The organism is Lysobacter soli, assembly GCF_009755585.1.
GTDB classification, from domain to species: Bacteria; Pseudomonadota; Gammaproteobacteria; order Xanthomonadales; family Xanthomonadaceae; genus Lysobacter_J; species Lysobacter_J soli.
On record NZ_CP046603.1, the window covers coordinates 895,001 to 911,027 of the forward strand.

Genomic DNA, 16,027 nt, shown 5'->3' on the forward strand with positions numbered 1-16,027 from the left:
GCCATGATCTCTCCGTGCGCCGTCATCACGCCGTCCTTCCGCCTGTCCTTTCCAACGTTCCCGCGCGGGCAGGCGCGGTCAAGGAGTGTGCTCGTGCATCCGCATCACCGGTTGTTCCGCCGCCGCGCGCTGGCGGTTTCGCTGTTGTCGTGTGTTTTTTCCGCATCGCCCGCATGGGCCGACGCCGCCACCGACCTGGACCAGGTCGTCGTCACCGCCACCCGCACCGCGCAGACGCAGGACCAGGCGCTCGCCGCGATCACCGTCATCGCGCGCGAGGAGATCGAACGCCTGCAGCCGGCCTCGCTGCCCGACCTGCTGACCGGTCGCGCGGGCATTTCGATGGCCAACAACGGCGGGCCGGGCAAATCGACGTCGGTGTTCCTGCGCGGTACCGAATCCGACCACGTGCTGGTGCTCGTCGATGGCGTGAAGATCGGGTCGGCCACCAGCGGCGGCGCATCGCTGCAGGACATCCCGGTCGAACAGATCGAACGGGTGGAGATCGTCCGCGGGCCCTTCTCCAGTCTCTATGGGTCCGAAGCGATCGGCGGCGTGATCCAGATCTTCACCCGTCGCCCGCAAGGCACGTTCACGCCGAGTGCCAGCGCGGCCGTGGGCAGCGAGAACACGCAGCGCCTCACCGCCGGCCTGAGCGGAACGTCGCAGGATGAAGCACGCGGCGGCTGGTACGTCGTCAATGCCGCGCATGAAAACACCGACGGCATCAACGCGTATCGCGGCACGCGCAACTTCGATCCCGACAAGGACGGCTATCGCAACAGTTCGCTCACGCTGCAGGGCGGCATGCGGTTCTCTGAACGTTGGGACGCCGACCTGCGCGCCTTCCGAGCGGAAGGCCACAACGAGTACGACGGCAGCGTCAACAACGAAGCCGACACGGTGCAGCAGGTCATCGGCGGTCGCGTCCGCTACGTGCCGAGCGAACGCGCGAAGTTCACCGCGAGCGTCGGCACCAGCGCGGACCTGAGCGAGAACTTCCTCAACGGCGTGTATTCGTCGACGTTCGACTCGCGACGTGAGCTCGGTTCGTTGCAGGCCGACATCGGCGTCGCGTCCGGCCTGCTCACGCTCGGCTTCGACTGGCTTGGCGATGAAGTGGACAGCAACACCGACTACGATCGCGATCGCCGGATCAACCGCGGCGTGTTCGGCCAATGGCAGCAGGCCTTCGGCACGCAGTCGCTGCAGGCCAGCGTGCGCCGCGACGACGACAGCCAGTTCGGCGGAAAGACCACCGGCAGCGTGCTGTGGGGCTGGGACTTCACCGACGAACTGCGCCTGGGCGCGAGCTACGGCACCGCGTTCAAGGCGCCGACGTTCAACGAACTTTACTTCCCCGGCTACGGCAGCCCCGAACTCGGGCCCGAGACCTCCCGCAGCGTCGAACTCAGCCTGCGCGGCGAGCACGGCTGGGGCACGTGGTCGCTCAACGCGTTCGAGACGAAGATCGACGACCTGATCGCGTTCGATGCCTCGCTGGGCGACATGGGCGGGCCGAACAACATCGATCGCGCGCGCATCCGCGGCGTCGAAGCGGTGGCAGGCGTCACGTGGTGGGACTGGAACCTGCGCACGAGCCTGACGTGGCTGGATCCGGTCAACGACGGCGACAACGCCAGCCACGGCAACGTGCTGCCGCGTCGCGCGAAGCAGTCCGGCCGCATCGATGCCGACCGGCGTTTCGGGCGGTTCAGTGCTGGCGCGAGCGTCACCGGCGCGGGCGAGCGCTACGACAACCTGACCAACACCACGCGCCTGGCCGGTTATGGGCTGGCTGACTTCCGCGCCGGCTTCGCGATCACCGATGCGTGGAGCGTGCAGGCCACGCTGCGCAACGCGTTCGACAAGCGCTACGAAACCGCCGCGCTCTACAACCAGCCCGGTCGCACCTGGCTGCTGACCGTCCGCTATCAACCCGTCGTCCGCTGATCGGACGACATCACCTGCGAGGTCGTCGATGAAACCCCTGCCACGCAACGTCAACCTGACACTGTTCGCCGCGTTCGCGACGTTCATGGTCGCCACGCGCTTCCATCACTTCGGCGACGTGCTGCACCTGCCGGATGCGTCGATGGCGCTGTTCTTCCTCGGCGGGCTGTACCTGCGAAAGCACTGGCAGTTCGCGGCGTTCATCGCACTGGCGGTGGTCATCGACTGGATCGCGATCGAACACGCCGGCGTCAGCGATTTCTGCGTGACGCCGGCGTACTCGTTCCTGCTCCCGGCGTACGGCGTGCTCTGGTACGCCGGGCGGCTCTACGCAAGCCGTTTCGACACGCGGTGGCGCTCGCTGCTGGGCGCGGCGGGCGTGGCGTTCGTCGCGTCGTCGCTGTCGTTCGCGATCTCCAACGGCGCGTTCTACTGGCTGGGCGGACGCTACGCGGATCCGCATTTCGACGAGTACGTGGCCCGCGCGTGGCAATGGGGCCCGCTGTTCGTGCGCACGACGATGACCTACGTCGTCGTTGCCCTGGCAGTGCATGCGATCGCGGCGTCCGCGCTCGCCTTCCGTGCCGAACGCACGGCCAACCGCTGAACGGAGACGATCATGTCCGAGCTTCCTGCTGCTTCCGCGAGCCCACTTCCGATTGCCTCGACACGGACGCAGATCCTCGTCGGCGGCGCGCTCGCCGCGCTGATGATCGCCACGCGTGGCCAGCACTTCGCCAGCGTGGACGCGCTGCCGAGCGCATCGTGGGCCGTGTTCTTCCTTGCCGGCGCGTTGTTGCGACCGATGTGGACGTTGCCGGCGTTCTTCGTGTTGTCGTCGGTCCTGGATTTCGCCAGCCTCGCGACGGGCACGATCACCGACTGGTGCCTGTCGCCTGCCTACTGGGCCGTGGCGCTGGCCTACGCGGCGCTGTGGTTCGGCGGCACGTTCTACGCGCGCCTGCACCGCGATCGCTGGAGCACGATCCCGCGCCTGGCGCTGGCGCTCGTCGTGACGGCGAGCATCGCGTACCTGATCTCGAAGGGCGGATTCTGGTTCTTCTCGGGCCGCTATCCGGAGCCCACGCTCAGTGGCTTCCTTGCGCGCATCCCGCAGTACTACCCGCGGGCGCTCGGCACACTCGCCGGGTATGTGGGCGTCGCCTTCGCGGTGCGCGCGGTGATCGTCAAGTCGATCTCGCTGCGCGCGGCGAAGGGCGCGCACGCATGAGCGCGGGCGCCGACCGTCGCGGTCTCACGCCCGACGAACACCATCGCGAACGCGCGCAGCGAAAGAAGGAACTGGTGGACCGCCGCATCGCGCGCGCCACGATCGATCGCGGCGTCGTCGTGGTGAATACCGGCAACGGCAAGGGCAAGAGTTCGTCCGGCTTCGGCATGCTCGCCCGATCGCTGGGGCACGGATTCCGCTGCGGCGTGGTGCAGTTCATCAAGGGCAGCTTTTCGACGGGCGAAGAGGCGTTCTTCCGGCGGTTCGACGACCTGGTCGACTACCACGTGATGGGCGAGGGCTACACCTGGGAGACGCAGGACCGCACGCGCGATGTCGCTGCCGCGGGAACGGCGTGGGACGTCGCGGCGCGCATGCTCGCCGATCCCGCGTACGACTTCGTGCTGCTGGACGAGTTGAACATCGCGCTGACCAAGCAGTACGTCGACCTCGACGCCGTGCTTGCCGCGCTCGCATCGCGGCCGGAGCGACAGCATGTGGTGATTACCGGGCGTGGCGCGCCGGATGCGCTGGTCGAAGTCGCCGACACCGTTACCGAGATGCGCGTGGTCAAGCATGCGTTCAAGGCCGGCATCAAGGCGCAGCACGGCATCGAACTGTGAGCGCGCACCTTTGCCACTGCCCGGCGTTGCTGGTCTCGGCGCCTGCGTCCGGGCAGGGCAAGACGAGCGTGACCGCGGCCCTCGCGCGCTGGCACACGCGCCAGGGGCGTCGCGTTCGCGTGTTCAAGACCGGGCCGGATTTCCTCGACCCGATGATCCTCGAACGTGCCAGCGGCGCGCCGGCCTACCAGCTCGACCTGTGGATGAACGGCGAAGCGGATGTGCGCGCGCGTCTTCATGCTGCGGCCGGCGAGGCCGACCTCATCCTCGTGGAAGGCGTGATGGGCCTGTTCGACGGTGCGCCATCGAGCGCGGACCTCGCGCAGGCGTTCGGGCTTCCGGTGCTTGCGGTGATCGACGGCTCGGCGATGGCGCAGACCTTCGGCGCACTGGCGACGGGCCTGGCGCGATACCGTGACGGTCTCGTCGTGCACGGCATCGCGGCGAACCGCGTGGGCAGCGCGCACCATGCACGCCTGCTGCGCGAAAGCCTTCCCGCCGACCTTCATTGGCTGGGTGCGTTGCCGCGCGATACCGTCCTGACATTGCCCGAACGCCACCTCGGCCTCGTGTCCGCCGGCGAGTTGCATGACCTCGACGCGCGGCTGGATGCGCTGGCCGACGCGTGGGAGCAACACGCGACGACCGCATTGCCGCCACGCGTCGCCTTCGATTCGAACGAGGCGTTGCGCGTGCCGAAGAGCCTTGCGGGCGTGCGCATCGCCATCGCGCGCGATGCGGCGTTCTGCTTCCTCTATCCGGCCAATCTCGATCTGTTGCGCGAAGCCGGCGCCGACCTGCGCTTCTTCTCGCCGCTGGCGGGCGATGCGCTGCCCGAGTGCGATGCCGTCTGGTTGCCGGGCGGTTACCCCGAACTGCACCTGCATGCGTTGTCGCAACGCATCGATCTGCACGTCGCGTTGCGTGCCCACTGCGCTGCGGGAAAGCCGTTGCTCGCAGAATGCGGCGGCTTGCTGTTCGCGCTGGATTCTCTGGCCGATCGCGACGGGAATCGCGCCCCCATGGCGGGGTTGCTGCGCGGTACGGCCGCGATGCAGCCGCGGCTCGCGGCGCTTGGCCTGCAATCGGTCGTGTTGCCCGAGGGCACGCTGCGCGGCCACACGTTCCATTACGCGAAGGCGACGGTCGATGCCGCACCCATCGCGTTTGCGACGAATCCGAACAAGGGGCCGAGTGCGGAAGCCGTGTATCGCGAAGGGCGGATGACGGCAAGCTTCGTGCACTTCTACTTCCCGTCCGACCCGCTTGCGGCGGTGAGGTTGTTCTCGCCATGAGCACCGCGTTCGCCATGCTCGCCGCCGTCGTGCTCGACGCACTGCTCGGCGAGCCGCGGCGTGCGCATCCCCTCGTGATGTTCGGGCGGGTCGCCTCCCTGATCGAACGCAGGCTCCACGCCGACAGCCGCGTGGTCGGCGCGCTGGCGTGGTGGTTGGCCGTCGCGCCGCCGGTGCTCGCGGTGGCGTGGCTGACGCACGCGCTGGCGTCGTGGATGTCCTGGATCATCGCGGCCTGCGTGCTGTATCTCGCCATCGGCCATCGCAGTCTCGCCGAACACGCGCGAGCGGTGGAATCCGCATTGCGTGAGGGAGACCTGGACACGGCGCGCACGGCGGTTGCTCGCATGGTCAGTCGCGACACCGATGCACTGGATGCGTCCCAGGTCGCCGCAGCGGCCACCGAATCGGTGCTCGAGAACGGCAGCGATGCTGTGTTCGGCGCGTTCTTCTGGTTCGCGCTGCTCGGCGCACCGGGCGCGGTGCTGTATCGGCTGGCGAACACGCTCGACGCGATGTGGGGCTATCGGACGCCGCGCTTCGAGCGGTTCGGCTGGGCATCGGCGCGCATCGACGACGTGCTGAACTTCGTGCCCGCGCGGTTCACGGCATTGACGTATGCCCTGCTCGGCGACCGCGCGAGCGCGTGGCGCAGCTGGCGCGCGCAGGCACCGTCCTGGGACAGCCCGAACGCGGGCCCCGTGATGGCCGCCGGCGCGGGCGCGTTGCGCGTGCGCCTGGGCGGGGCCGCGCCCTATCACGGCCGGTGGGAAGAGCGCCCCGCACTCGGCGAAGGCGCCGCACCCGATGCGAATTCGATCGCGGCGGCGCTGCGACTGGTGCGGCGCGGTGTCTGGCTCTGGCTGGCGCTGATCGTCGCTGCATCGGTGCTCGTGGGAGGTTTCGATGCTTGAACATGGAGGCCGCCTGCTGCGCGCCGCGCGCACGTACGGGATCGCGCCGGAACACTGGCTGGACGTGTCGACCGGCATCAGCCCGTTCGCGTGGCCGGCGCCGCCGATTCCTGCGGCCGCGTGGCATCGCCTGCCGGAAGAAGACGACGGACTGCAAGCGGTCGCAAGCGACTACTACGGCGCTCGGGCGTTGCTTCCCGTCGCGGGATCGCAAGCCGCGATCCAGGCGCTTCCGCGCTTGCGCGCGCGATCGCGGGTCGGCGTGATCGCGCCCGGCTACGCAGAGCACGCGCACGCGTGGCGCGCCGCCGGCCATGACGTCGAATGCCTTCCGGCGGCCACGTTGCTGGCGGAACACGTGCGCTTCGATGTGATCGTGCTGATCCATCCGAACAATCCCGCCGGCGAACGCTTCGAGCGAACGCAGCTGCTCGCGCTGCATTCGACGCTGGCACGACGCGGAGGGTGGCTCGTCGTCGACGAAGCGTTCATGGATGCGACGCCGCAGGACAGCCTCTGCGACGTCAGCGATCGCGACGGATTGATCGTGCTGCGTTCGGTCGGGAAGTTCTTCGGCCTTGCGGGGGCGCGCGCAGGCTTCGTGTGCGCGGCACCGTCGATGCTCGCTGCCTTGAACGAAGTCCTGGGGCCGTGGACGATCCCGGGCCCGAGCCGCCACGTATTGCGAGCTGCGCTGGCAGACACGGCATGGCATGCGATGCAACGCGAACGACTGTCCGTGTACGGCGCGCAACTGCGCACGACGCTTGAAAGCACTGGCTTCCTGCCGGACGCCGGCTGCGCCTTCTTCCAGTGGAAGCGCGATCCACGCGCCGCTGCGTTGCACGACGCGCTGGCGCGACGCGGCATCCTGACGCGGCTGTTCGATACACCGTCGAGCCTGCGGTTCGGCCTGCCGCCGGACGATGCGGGATTCCGCCGGCTCGACGAGGGCCTGCGCTCGGCGTTGCAGGAGATCGGACCGTGAGCGCACGCGTGCTGATGGTGCAGGGTTGCACGTCGGATGCAGGCAAGAGCACGCTCGTCGCCGCGTTGTGCCGGTGGCTGCGTCGCCGTGGTGTCGCCGTGGCGCCGTTCAAGCCGCAGAACATGGCGCTGAATTCGGCAGTGACCGAGGACGGCGGTGAGATCGGCCGCGCGCAGGCGGTGCAGGCGCAGGCGTGCGGCCTCGCGCCGCACACCGACTTCAATCCCGTCCTTCTCAAACCGAGCAGCGACACCGGCGCGCAGGTCATCGTGCATGGCCGCGCGGTTGCGCAGCTGGATGCGCGCGCGTACCACGACTACAAACGCATCGCGCGCGACGCGGTGCTCGCCTCGCATGCACGCCTGTGTGAGCGGTTCGAAGCCGTCATCGTCGAAGGCGCCGGCAGTCCCGCGGAGATCAACCTGCGCGCGAACGACATCGCGAACATGGGCTACGCCGAAGCGGTGGATTGCCCGGTGATCCTGGTCGCCGACATCGACCGCGGCGGCGTATTCGCGCATCTGGTCGGCACGCTGGCGCTGCTCGGCCCCAGCGAGCGTGCGCGCGTACGGGGCTTCGTCATCAACCGCTTCCGCGGCGACATCGCGCTGCTGCAGCCCGGCCTTGAATGGCTGGAGCGTGAGACGGGAAAGCCCGTGCTCGGCGTGCTGCCGTACCTGCAGGGCCTGCATCTGGAAGCGGAGGATGCGTTGCCGGAGTCCAGCGACAACCGTGGGGCGTCACTACGCGTCGTCGTACCGGTGCTGCCGCGCATCAGCAATCACACCGACCTTGACGCGCTGCGCGCGCATCCGCAGGCGGAGGTGGTCCTCGTCGGGCCGAACGAAACACCGCCGCCGTGCGACCTGATCGTGTTGCCCGGCAGCAAGGCGACCCGCGCCGACCTCGCGTGGTTGCGCGCGAACGGCTGGGAGGAGGCAATCTCGCGCCACCTGCGTTACGGCGGAAAGCTGCTGGGCATCTGCGGCGGGCTGCAGATGCTCGGGCGCGCGGTGCACGATCCGCTTGGCATCGAGGGCGAGGCGGGTACCAGCGCGGGTTTCGCGTTGCTCGAGCTGGAGACGACGCTCGAAGCGGTGAAGCAGCTACGCAACGTGACCGGCCATCTATTGCTCGACGACGCGCCCCTGCGTGGGTATGAGATCCACTGCGGCACGAGCGTCGGGGCCGCGTTGTCGTCTCCGTCGAGCCGGCTCGACGAAGGGCGCGTCGATGGTGCGATGTCCGACGATCGACAGATCATCGGCACCTATGTCCACGGCATTTTCGATCACCCCGATGCGCTGGCGGCGCTGCTGCGATGGGCGGGGCTGCGCGACGCGCAGCGCATCGACATCCACGCATTGCGCGAGGCGTCGATCGAGCGCATCGCCGATGCGGTCGACGCGCACCTGGACTGCGATGCGCTGCTCAGGATTCTGGACCGGGAGGACGCATGCGAAGCCTGATCCTCGGCGGCGCACGCTCGGGAAAGAGCGCGCTGGCCGAACGAATCGCGACCGAGTCCGGCCGCGAGGTTGTCTACATCGCAACTGCGCAGGGCGGCGACGGCGAGATGCGCGAGCGCATCGCGCATCACCGTTCGCAGCGGCCCTCGCACTGGCGATGCGTCGAGGAACCGGTGGCGCTGGCGACGACATTGCGCGAGCACGCGGACGACGGGCGTTGCGTGCTGGTCGACTGCCTCACGCTGTGGCTCACCAACCTGCTCGCGGATCCGGATGACGCGCGCTTCGAGCATGAGCGCGTCGCGCTGCTCGACGTGCTGCCGGACCTGCGCGGCGACATCGTGCTGGTGAGCAACGAGGTCGGCCTCGGCGTCGTGCCGATGGGCGCGCTGACGCGGCGCTTCGTCGACGAGGCCGGTCGCCTGCATCAGGCGCTCGCACGCCGCTGCGATCGCGTGCTGTTCGTCGCGGCAGGATTGCCGCTCGCATTGAAGGGAACATACGAATGAACGATGCATGGTGGTCGCGCCCGTGTGCCGTGGCGGACGCCGATGCCGCATGCGCTGCGCTCGCGCGACAGGGCAGGTTGACGAAGCCGCCGGGTTCGCTCGGGAAGCTGGAAGAGATCGCGGTGTGGTGGGCGGCGCGGCAAGGCACGGAGCGCCCCGGCGTGGAGCGCGTCTGGATCAGCGTGTTCGCCGCGGACCATGGTGTCGCGGCGGAGGGCGTGTCCGCATTTCCGCAAGCCGTGACGGGCGAAATGCTCCGGAACTTCGCGACCGGCGGCGCGGCCATCGCGGTGCTTGCGCGGCATCTCGGCGCGCGGCTTGATGTGGTCAACCTCGGCACCGTGAACGATCCGGGCGAACTGCCCGACGTGCATCGCGCGGTGGTCGCCCCGAGCACGGCGAACTTCTGCGAAGCGCCGGCGATGACGCGCGAGCAGCTGCGCGAGGCGATGCAGGTCGGCGCCGATCGCGTCGCGCTCGCGCTCGACCACGACGCCGATCTGTTCGTCGGTGGCGAAATGGGCATCGGCAATACGACGGCCGCGACTGCGCTGTCATGCGCGCTGCTCGGCAACGCCCCCGAAGCACTGGCCGGCAGCGGAACGGGGCTCGATGACGCCGGCATCGCACGCAAGTGCGGCGTGGTGAGGCGTGCGCTCGCGCGTCACGCCGATGCAGACGGCGCAGTGGACTACCTGCAGCGCCTGGGCGGCTTCGAGATCGCAGCGCTCACCGGCGCTTACATCGCGGCAGCGCAAGCGCGACTGCCGGTGCTGGTCGATGGTTTCATCACGACCGCGGCGGCGCTCGCGGCCGTACGCCTGAACGAAGGCGTGCGCGAGTGGCTCTGCTTCTCGCATCGCTCGCACGAACGCGGCCATCAACGCCTGCTGGATGCGCTTCACGCGCAGCCGCTGCTCGACCTGGACATGCGTCTGGGCGAAGCCAGCGGCGCGGCCGTCGCCGTCCCGTTGTTGCGCATGGCATGTGCGCTGCATCGCGAGATGGCGACATTCGAACAGGCGGGTGTCTCGCGCGCATGAACTTGCCAGGAAACATCGAGCTGCTGCGCCACGGCGACACGGGCCAGCGCAGCTATCGCGGCCAGCTGGATGACGCGCTGATCGAACTGGGCTGGTCGCAATTGCGCGAGGCAGTGATCGGGCGCGAGTGGACGCACATCGTGTCCTCGACGCTGCAACGCTGCGCTCGGTTCGCGCGCGAGCTGGCGAACGCGCGCGGTTTGCCCCTGCATCTGGATGCGCGGCTGGCGGAATACCATTTCGGACAGTGGCAAGGCGTGCCGATCGAGACGCTCGCGCAGGAGCAGGGCGACGCACTTGGACGCTTCTGGGCCGATCCCGTGGCGAACCCGCCGCCGGGTGGCGAGACGTTCGCGCAGTTCCGTGCGCGTCTTGCGGCGGCGATGGACGACATCGCCGAGATGGCCGCGCACGGCCGCGTGCTCGTAATCACGCATGGCGGGGCGATCCGCCTGCTGCGCTGCGTGGCCGAGCGACGCGACTTCGGCGACATGGCCGGCATCGACGTGCCGCATGCGTCGCTGCATCCGATCGCATGGCCGCCGGCGTGATGCGCGGTCTGCTGGTCGCGATCGGTTTCCTCACGCGCATCCCGGTTCCGGCACGCGTGTTCGACGATGCTTTGGCGAGGTCGCAATCCCTCGCGTGGTACCCGCTGGTCGGCGTGCTCATCGGCACGTTGTTGTGCGCGCTCGTTTGGGCCTTGCCTACAGCGAAGCCGCTGCTCGTTGCGGCCATCGTGCTGCTTGCGTGGGTCGCGATCACTGGCGCCTTGCACCTGGACGGGCTGGCCGACAGCGCCGACGCGTGGATCGGCGGCATGGGCGGCACGTGGGACCAGCGGCGCGCCCGCACGCTCGAAATCATGAAGGATCCGCGCTGCGGACCGGCGGGCGTGACCGCGCTCGTTCTCGTGCTGCTGATGAAGTTCGCGGCACTGGCGAGCCTGCCGGCCGATGCGTGGACATGGCTGTGGCTCGCGCCGTTGCTCGCGCGGATGGCCGCGACGATCGCATTCGTGACCACGCCTTACGTGCGAAGCGGCGGCCTGGGGAGCGGTCTCACGAATGCGCCACGCGCCGGATGCGCGGTCGCGCTGTTGCTGGGCGCCGCGGCATGCGCGAGCGCGGGCATGCGGGGCGCGCTTGCGCTCGCCCTCGCGACGATCGTTTTCCTGCTGTGGCGACGCGCGTGCGTGCGCCGGCTCGGCGGCATTACCGGCGATACGACGGGCGGGCTGGTGGAGATGATCGAAGCAGTCGTGCTGCTCGGCATCGCGCTGATGCCGGACGTCTGACGCTCAGCCCGCGTCGCGTGCGGATTCGAGCGCGCTCAACCGTGCTTCCAGTTCCGCCACGCGTTGCTCCAGCTCCGTCACGCGCTCCGACATCGGGGAAGATGACGCGCCTGCGCCGCTTGGCGCAGACGACATCACGCCCGGATCCGGCTCGCTGCTGAGCAGATGCGCGAAGCGCTCGCCACGCTGGCCCAACTGCCGCGGCAGCGCAACGACGAGCGCGGGCGAGCGGCGCGACAGGCGTTCGAGCGCGTGCTGCACGTCCTCGATGTTCTCGAAACGCGCGAGGCGATCGGTGCGCGACATCAACTCGTACGCGGTCTGCGGGCCGCGCAGCATGAGCAGGACGAGCAGCGCCGTCTGCGGTCGCGTCAGGCTGAGCACGGCTTCGAGGCGATGCGAATAGCGTTCCGCGCGCGCCGTGTGTTGCGACTTCACCCAGCCGCGCGTTTCCAGTCGGCGCAGCGCGTTGCCGACTTCGCCCGGTTCGAGCTCCATCACCGGCTCGCGTGCGGTCTTCTGGTTGCACGCGAGCACGATCGCGTTGAGCGTGAGCGGATAGGCGTCGGGCGTCGTCGCTTCCTTCTCGAACAGCGACGCGAGGATGCGCGCGTCGATCGGCGACAACTGCGGTGCAGCTTCTTCAGTCATGCGTGTTTCCTCAGGCGGTTGCCGGCGGCAGGTGCCGCGATCCGCGGTAGTGCGGCGTGGCCATCACCATCTCAGCGAGGCTGTGCGCAAGTTCGCGTTCGGCCATCACCGCACCGTCGGCGCCGTGCTGCAGCAGGTGCTTCACTTCCGCATCGCTGTGCGCGCGCGCGACGATGGTGAGCGCCGGATTGATTTCGCGGAGCCGCGCGATGATCTCGCCGGCCTCCAGTGCATTGGGAATGGCGACCATCACGGTGTTCGCGCGCTCCGGCGCGGCCTCGCGCAGCACGCGTTCGTTGGCCGCATTGCCACGGATTGCGGGAATGCCCGCGGCACGTGCGCGCGCGACGAGGTCTTCCTCGCCGTCGATCACGACCAGCCCGACGCCACGTTCGGTAAGTAGCCGGCCCAGTTCGCTGCCGACGCGCCCGTAGCCGATCTGGATCACGTGGTCGCGCAGGTCCGGCGCGATCGGCGGGTACATGTGCTCTTCGACGACGTCTTCGCGCAGCGCTTCCTCGCGCGCCTCGCGGCGGTCGAGCCAGGCGAACAGGATCGGGTTGACGATGATCGACAGCAGCGCGCCGGCGAGGATCAGGTCCTGGCCTTCCTTAGGCAGCACTTCCAGCTGCAGGCCGAGGCCGGCGAGGATGAAGGAGAACTCGCCGATCTGCGCCAGGCTGGTGGAGATCAGTAACGCCGTGTTGCGCGGCTTGCCGAACGCACGGACGATCGCGTACGCCGCGATCGACTTGCCCACCACGATGATCAGGAACGTCGCCAGCACCTGCAGCGGGCGTTCGATCAGGATCATCGGATCGAACAGCATGCCGACCGAGACGAAGAACAGCACCGCGAACGCATCGCGCAGCGGCAGCGTTTCGTTCGCCGCCTGGTGGCTGAATTCGGATTCGTTGAGCACCATGCCGGCGAAGAATGCGCCCAGCGCGAACGACACGCCGAACAGCCCGGCCGAACCGAACGCGACGCCCAGCGCGATGGCGAGCACGCACAGCGTGAACAGCTCGCGCGAGCCGGTGCCGGCCACGCGCTCGAGGATCCAGGGAATCACGCGGCGGCCGACGATGAGCATCACCGCGACGAAACCGCCGACCTTTGCCAGCGTCTTGAACAGCGCTTCCCACACCGCAACGGCACTGGTGTCGCCGCCCTTGAGCAGGCCGGCCAGCGCCGGCAGCAGCACCAGCGCGAGCACCATCGCGAGGTCCTCGACGATGAGCCAGCCCACCGCGATGCGGCCGCGGCCGGTTTCCACCAGGCGCCGTTCCTCCAGCGCGCGCAACAGCACGACGGTGCTCGCGACCGAAAGCGACAGGCCGAACACCAGTCCCGCGCCGTGCGACCAGCCCAGCAGCAACGCCATGCCCCAGCCCAGCGCGGTGGCAAGCGCGATCTGCGCCAGCGCGCCGGGCAGGGCGATCGCCTTCACGTCGAGCAGGTCGCGCAGCGAGAAATGCAGTCCCACGCCGAACATCAGCAGGATCACGCCGATCTCCGCCAGCTGCGGCGCGAGGGTCTGGTCGCCCACGAAGCCGGGCGTGAACGGGCCGGCGACCACGCCGGCGAGCAGGTAACCCACCAAGGGCGACAGGCGCAGTTTCTGCGCCATCGCGCCGAAGACGAACGCCAGCACGAAGCCGGCCACGAGGATCGCGATGAGGGACGTGTGGTGCATCGGCTCTCCGATGAGGGATCCTGTTCAGGATGTGGGCCGGACCGGATCCATGCAACCCGCAAGTCCGCACGCCGCCGCCGAGGCAGCAGATTGCGTCAAGGCGCGTCAATCGCGGGTCAGTGGCAACCGCGGCGCCCGTGCAGCGGGCCGAGCCTTTAGACTACGCGGCCCGGATTGCATCCGATCTGCGCGACCCGTCCCGTGATTTCCTTCCGCAATTTCGCCCTTCGCCGGGGCGAGCGCCTGCTGTTGTCCAACGTCGACCTGTCCCTGCATGCGGGCTGGCGCGTGGGCGTGATCGGCCGCAACGGCACCGGCAAGTCGTCGTTGTTCGCCGCGCTGCAGGGCGAGGTCGAAGCCGACCAGGGCGACATCGACATCCCCGCGCGCGTGCGCATCGCCAGCGTCGCGCAGGAAACGCCGGCACTGGACGATCCGGCGCTGGATTTCGTGCTCTCCGGCGATGCGGCCGTGTACGCGGCCATCGCCATGGAGCGCGATGCGATGGCGCGCGAGGACTGGGAAGCGGTCGCCGAGGCGCACCACAAGCTGGAAGAACTGGGCGGTTACGACGCCACCGCGCGCGCCGGCAAGCTGCTGCACGGCCTGGGCTTCACGCCCGATACGCACGAACGCGCGGTGAAGGAATTCTCCGGCGGCTGGCGCGTCCGACTGAACCTCGCGCGTGCGCTGATGACGCCGTCGGACCTGTTGCTGCTCGACGAACCGACCAACCATCTCGACCTCGACGCCGTGCTTTGGCTGGAGCAGTGGCTGCTGAAGTATCCGGGCACGCTGCTGCTGATCTCGCACGATCGCGAGTTCCTCGACGAGGTCACCACGCACACGCTCCACCTGCACGACGGCAAGGGCAAGCTCTACACGGGCGACTACACCGCGTTCGAGCGCCAGCGCGCCGAGCACCTGCGCCTGCAGCAGATCACGCACGAAAAGGTGCAGGCCGAGCGCGCGCACCTGCAGAGCTTCATCGACCGCTTCAGCGCCAGCGCCGCGAAGGCCAAGCAGGCGCAGTCGCGCGTCAAGCGCCTGGCCAAGATGCAGAACACCGAAGCCGTGCGCGTGGAGCGCGCGCTGCGCATCGAATTCCCCGCGCCGGCGAAGCTGCCGCACGCGCTGTTGCGTATCTCCGATGCCGATTGCGGTTACGGCAACCACGTCGTGCTCGACAACATCCGCTTCGTGCTCGAAGCCGGCGATCGCGTCGCGCTGCTGGGCCCGAACGGCGCCGGCAAGTCGACGCTGGTGAAGTCGCTGGTGGGCGAGATCCCGCTGCTGTCTGGCGAGCGCGGCGGCCATCCGGACCTGCGCATCGGCTACTTCGCGCAGCACACGGTGGAATCGCTGAAGGAAGGCACCAGCCCGATCGATCACCTTGGCGAAATTGCGCCGGGCGTGGCCACGCAGCAGCTGCGCGACTTCCTGGGCAAGTGGAATTTCCCGGGCGATCGCGCGTTCGAATCGGTCGACGGATTCTCCGGCGGCGAGCGCGCGCGACTGGCGCTGGCGCTAATCGCGTGGCGCAAGCCGAACGTGCTGCTGCTCGACGAGCCGACCAACCACCTCGACCTCGACATGCGCGAAGCATTGGCCGAAGCGCTGGCGAGTTTCGACGGCGCCATCGTGATGGTGTCGCACGATCGCCATCTCATCGGCCTGGTGTGCGAGACGTTCTGGCGCGTGGCGGATGGCGTCGCGCAGCCGTTCGACGGCGACCTCGATGCGTACGCCGTGTGGCTGCGCACGCGCGATTCCGCCGCGGAAAAGCCGAAGGCGCCGGTCGCCGCCGCCCCCGCGCCGAAGACCGCATCGAAGGGCCCCAAGGTCAACGCGCACAAGCTCGCACAGGCCGAGGCGCGCGTGGCGGAGCTGGAATCGAAGCTGCACACGCTGGACCTCGACCTCGCCGACCCCGACAAGTACACCGGCGGCGGCACCGACGCGGCGGCGCTGTCAAAGCAGCGCGACCAGGTCGCCGCCGAACTGGCGAAGGCGGAAGAAGCGTTGCTGGGGTTGTACGACGCGTAATCGCTGTCACGCGTGCGATCAGCTGAAACTCTTTGAAGCTGTCATTCCCGCGAAGGCGGGAATCCAGGTTTCCGGCGCGTCACGCCGGATGGGGCCAGCTTGTCTTGAAGCCGTCATTCCCGCGAAGGCGGGAATCCATCCATCCGGCGCATCACGTCTGATGGATCGTGCAGCGCGCAAGATCAGGATGGGTTCCAGCGTTCGCTGGACCTACAAGTGCGGACGCGGACGGGAGATGGCGTGACGCCCTGGATCCCGGCGTTCGCCGGGATGACGGTGAAAAGGCGTCGACGGCACGACGACTACTCCGCG

The 16,027-nt window shown here is 68.7% G+C and carries 15 protein-coding genes; 13 read left to right on the top strand and 2 right to left on the bottom strand.

All coding sequences use genetic code 11. The features are described 5' to 3' along the window. Nucleotides 1–3 precede the first annotated feature (3 nt). From btuB to GOY17_RS04105, 12 genes are read left to right on the top strand one after another with little or no spacing between them, the layout of a single operon-like run. On the top strand, nt 4–1,953 hold the full coding sequence (gene btuB / locus GOY17_RS04050) for a TonB-dependent vitamin B12 receptor (protein ID WP_157029428.1): 1,950 nt from the start codon (nt 4–6) through the stop codon (nt 1,951–1,953). 28 nt (nt 1,954–1,981) lie between these two features. Then, complete coding sequence (locus GOY17_RS04055) at nt 1,982–2,560, top strand: hypothetical protein (RefSeq protein WP_157029429.1); 579 nt, start codon at nt 1,982–1,984, stop codon at nt 2,558–2,560. Between the two features lie 12 nt (nt 2,561–2,572). Further along, on the top strand, nt 2,573–3,184 hold the full coding sequence (locus GOY17_RS04060; protein ID WP_425482286.1) for a hypothetical protein: 612 nt from the start codon (nt 2,573–2,575) through the stop codon (nt 3,182–3,184). Continuing rightward, nucleotides 3,181–3,807 (top strand): cob(I)yrinic acid a,c-diamide adenosyltransferase, encoded by a 627-nt coding sequence (gene cobO / locus GOY17_RS04065; RefSeq protein WP_157029430.1) that lies wholly within the window; start codon nt 3,181–3,183, stop codon nt 3,805–3,807. The genes GOY17_RS04060 and cobO overlap by 4 nt, the downstream gene beginning before the upstream one ends. After that, a complete protein-coding gene (locus GOY17_RS04070; protein WP_232338524.1) occupies nt 3,804–5,102 on the top strand; it encodes a cobyrinic acid a,c-diamide synthase CobB in 1,299 nt (432 codons plus the stop codon). The genes cobO and GOY17_RS04070 overlap by 4 nt, the downstream gene beginning before the upstream one ends. After that, nucleotides 5,099–6,016 (top strand): adenosylcobinamide-phosphate synthase CbiB, encoded by a 918-nt coding sequence (gene cbiB / locus GOY17_RS04075; protein ID WP_157029431.1) that lies wholly within the window; start codon nt 5,099–5,101, stop codon nt 6,014–6,016. The genes GOY17_RS04070 and cbiB overlap by 4 nt, the downstream gene beginning before the upstream one ends. Further along, complete coding sequence (cobD, locus tag GOY17_RS04080) at nt 6,009–7,004, top strand: threonine-phosphate decarboxylase CobD (protein ID WP_157029432.1); 996 nt, start codon at nt 6,009–6,011, stop codon at nt 7,002–7,004. Before cbiB ends, cobD begins: the two co-directional genes overlap by 8 nt. After that, entirely contained in the window at nt 7,001–8,473 is a 1,473-nt protein-coding gene (locus GOY17_RS04085) for a cobyric acid synthase (RefSeq protein ID WP_157029433.1), read from the top strand. Before cobD ends, GOY17_RS04085 begins: the two co-directional genes overlap by 4 nt. Beyond that, nucleotides 8,461–8,982 carry a bifunctional adenosylcobinamide kinase/adenosylcobinamide-phosphate guanylyltransferase gene (cobU, locus tag GOY17_RS04090; protein WP_157029434.1) on the top strand — a complete coding sequence of 174 codons (522 nt, stop codon included), beginning with the start codon at nt 8,461–8,463 and terminating at the stop codon, nt 8,980–8,982. The genes GOY17_RS04085 and cobU overlap by 13 nt, the downstream gene beginning before the upstream one ends. Then, nucleotides 8,979–10,025 carry a nicotinate-nucleotide--dimethylbenzimidazole phosphoribosyltransferase gene (gene cobT, locus GOY17_RS04095; protein ID WP_157029435.1) on the top strand — a complete coding sequence of 349 codons (1,047 nt, stop codon included), beginning with the start codon at nt 8,979–8,981 and terminating at the stop codon, nt 10,023–10,025. The genes cobU and cobT overlap by 4 nt, the downstream gene beginning before the upstream one ends. Nucleotides 10,026–10,027: 2 nt before the next feature. After that, complete coding sequence (locus GOY17_RS04100; RefSeq protein WP_157031598.1) at nt 10,028–10,576, top strand: histidine phosphatase family protein; 549 nt, start codon at nt 10,028–10,030, stop codon at nt 10,574–10,576. After that, entirely contained in the window at nt 10,561–11,322 is a 762-nt protein-coding gene (locus tag GOY17_RS04105; protein ID WP_425482287.1) for an adenosylcobinamide-GDP ribazoletransferase, read from the top strand. Before GOY17_RS04100 ends, GOY17_RS04105 begins: the two co-directional genes overlap by 16 nt. Nucleotides 11,323–11,325: 3 nt before the next feature. On the opposite strand, the gene GOY17_RS04110 is transcribed toward GOY17_RS04105, so the two are convergent. Together GOY17_RS04110 and ybaL are read right to left on the bottom strand one after the other, a co-directional pair. Continuing rightward, nucleotides 11,326–11,973 carry a YceH family protein gene (locus GOY17_RS04110; protein ID WP_157029436.1) on the bottom strand — a complete coding sequence of 216 codons (648 nt, stop codon included), beginning with the start codon at nt 11,971–11,973 and terminating at the stop codon, nt 11,326–11,328. A 10-nt stretch (nt 11,974–11,983) separates the two neighbouring features. Then, nucleotides 11,984–13,669 (bottom strand): YbaL family putative K(+) efflux transporter, encoded by a 1,686-nt coding sequence (gene ybaL, locus GOY17_RS04115; RefSeq protein ID WP_115841464.1) that lies wholly within the window; start codon nt 13,667–13,669, stop codon nt 11,984–11,986. A 201-nt stretch (nt 13,670–13,870) separates the two neighbouring features. On the opposite strand from ybaL, the gene GOY17_RS04120 reads away from it, so the two are divergent. Beyond that, entirely contained in the window at nt 13,871–15,715 is a 1,845-nt protein-coding gene (locus GOY17_RS04120) for an ABC-F family ATP-binding cassette domain-containing protein (protein WP_157029437.1), read from the top strand. Nucleotides 15,716–16,027: the final 312 nt, after the last annotated feature.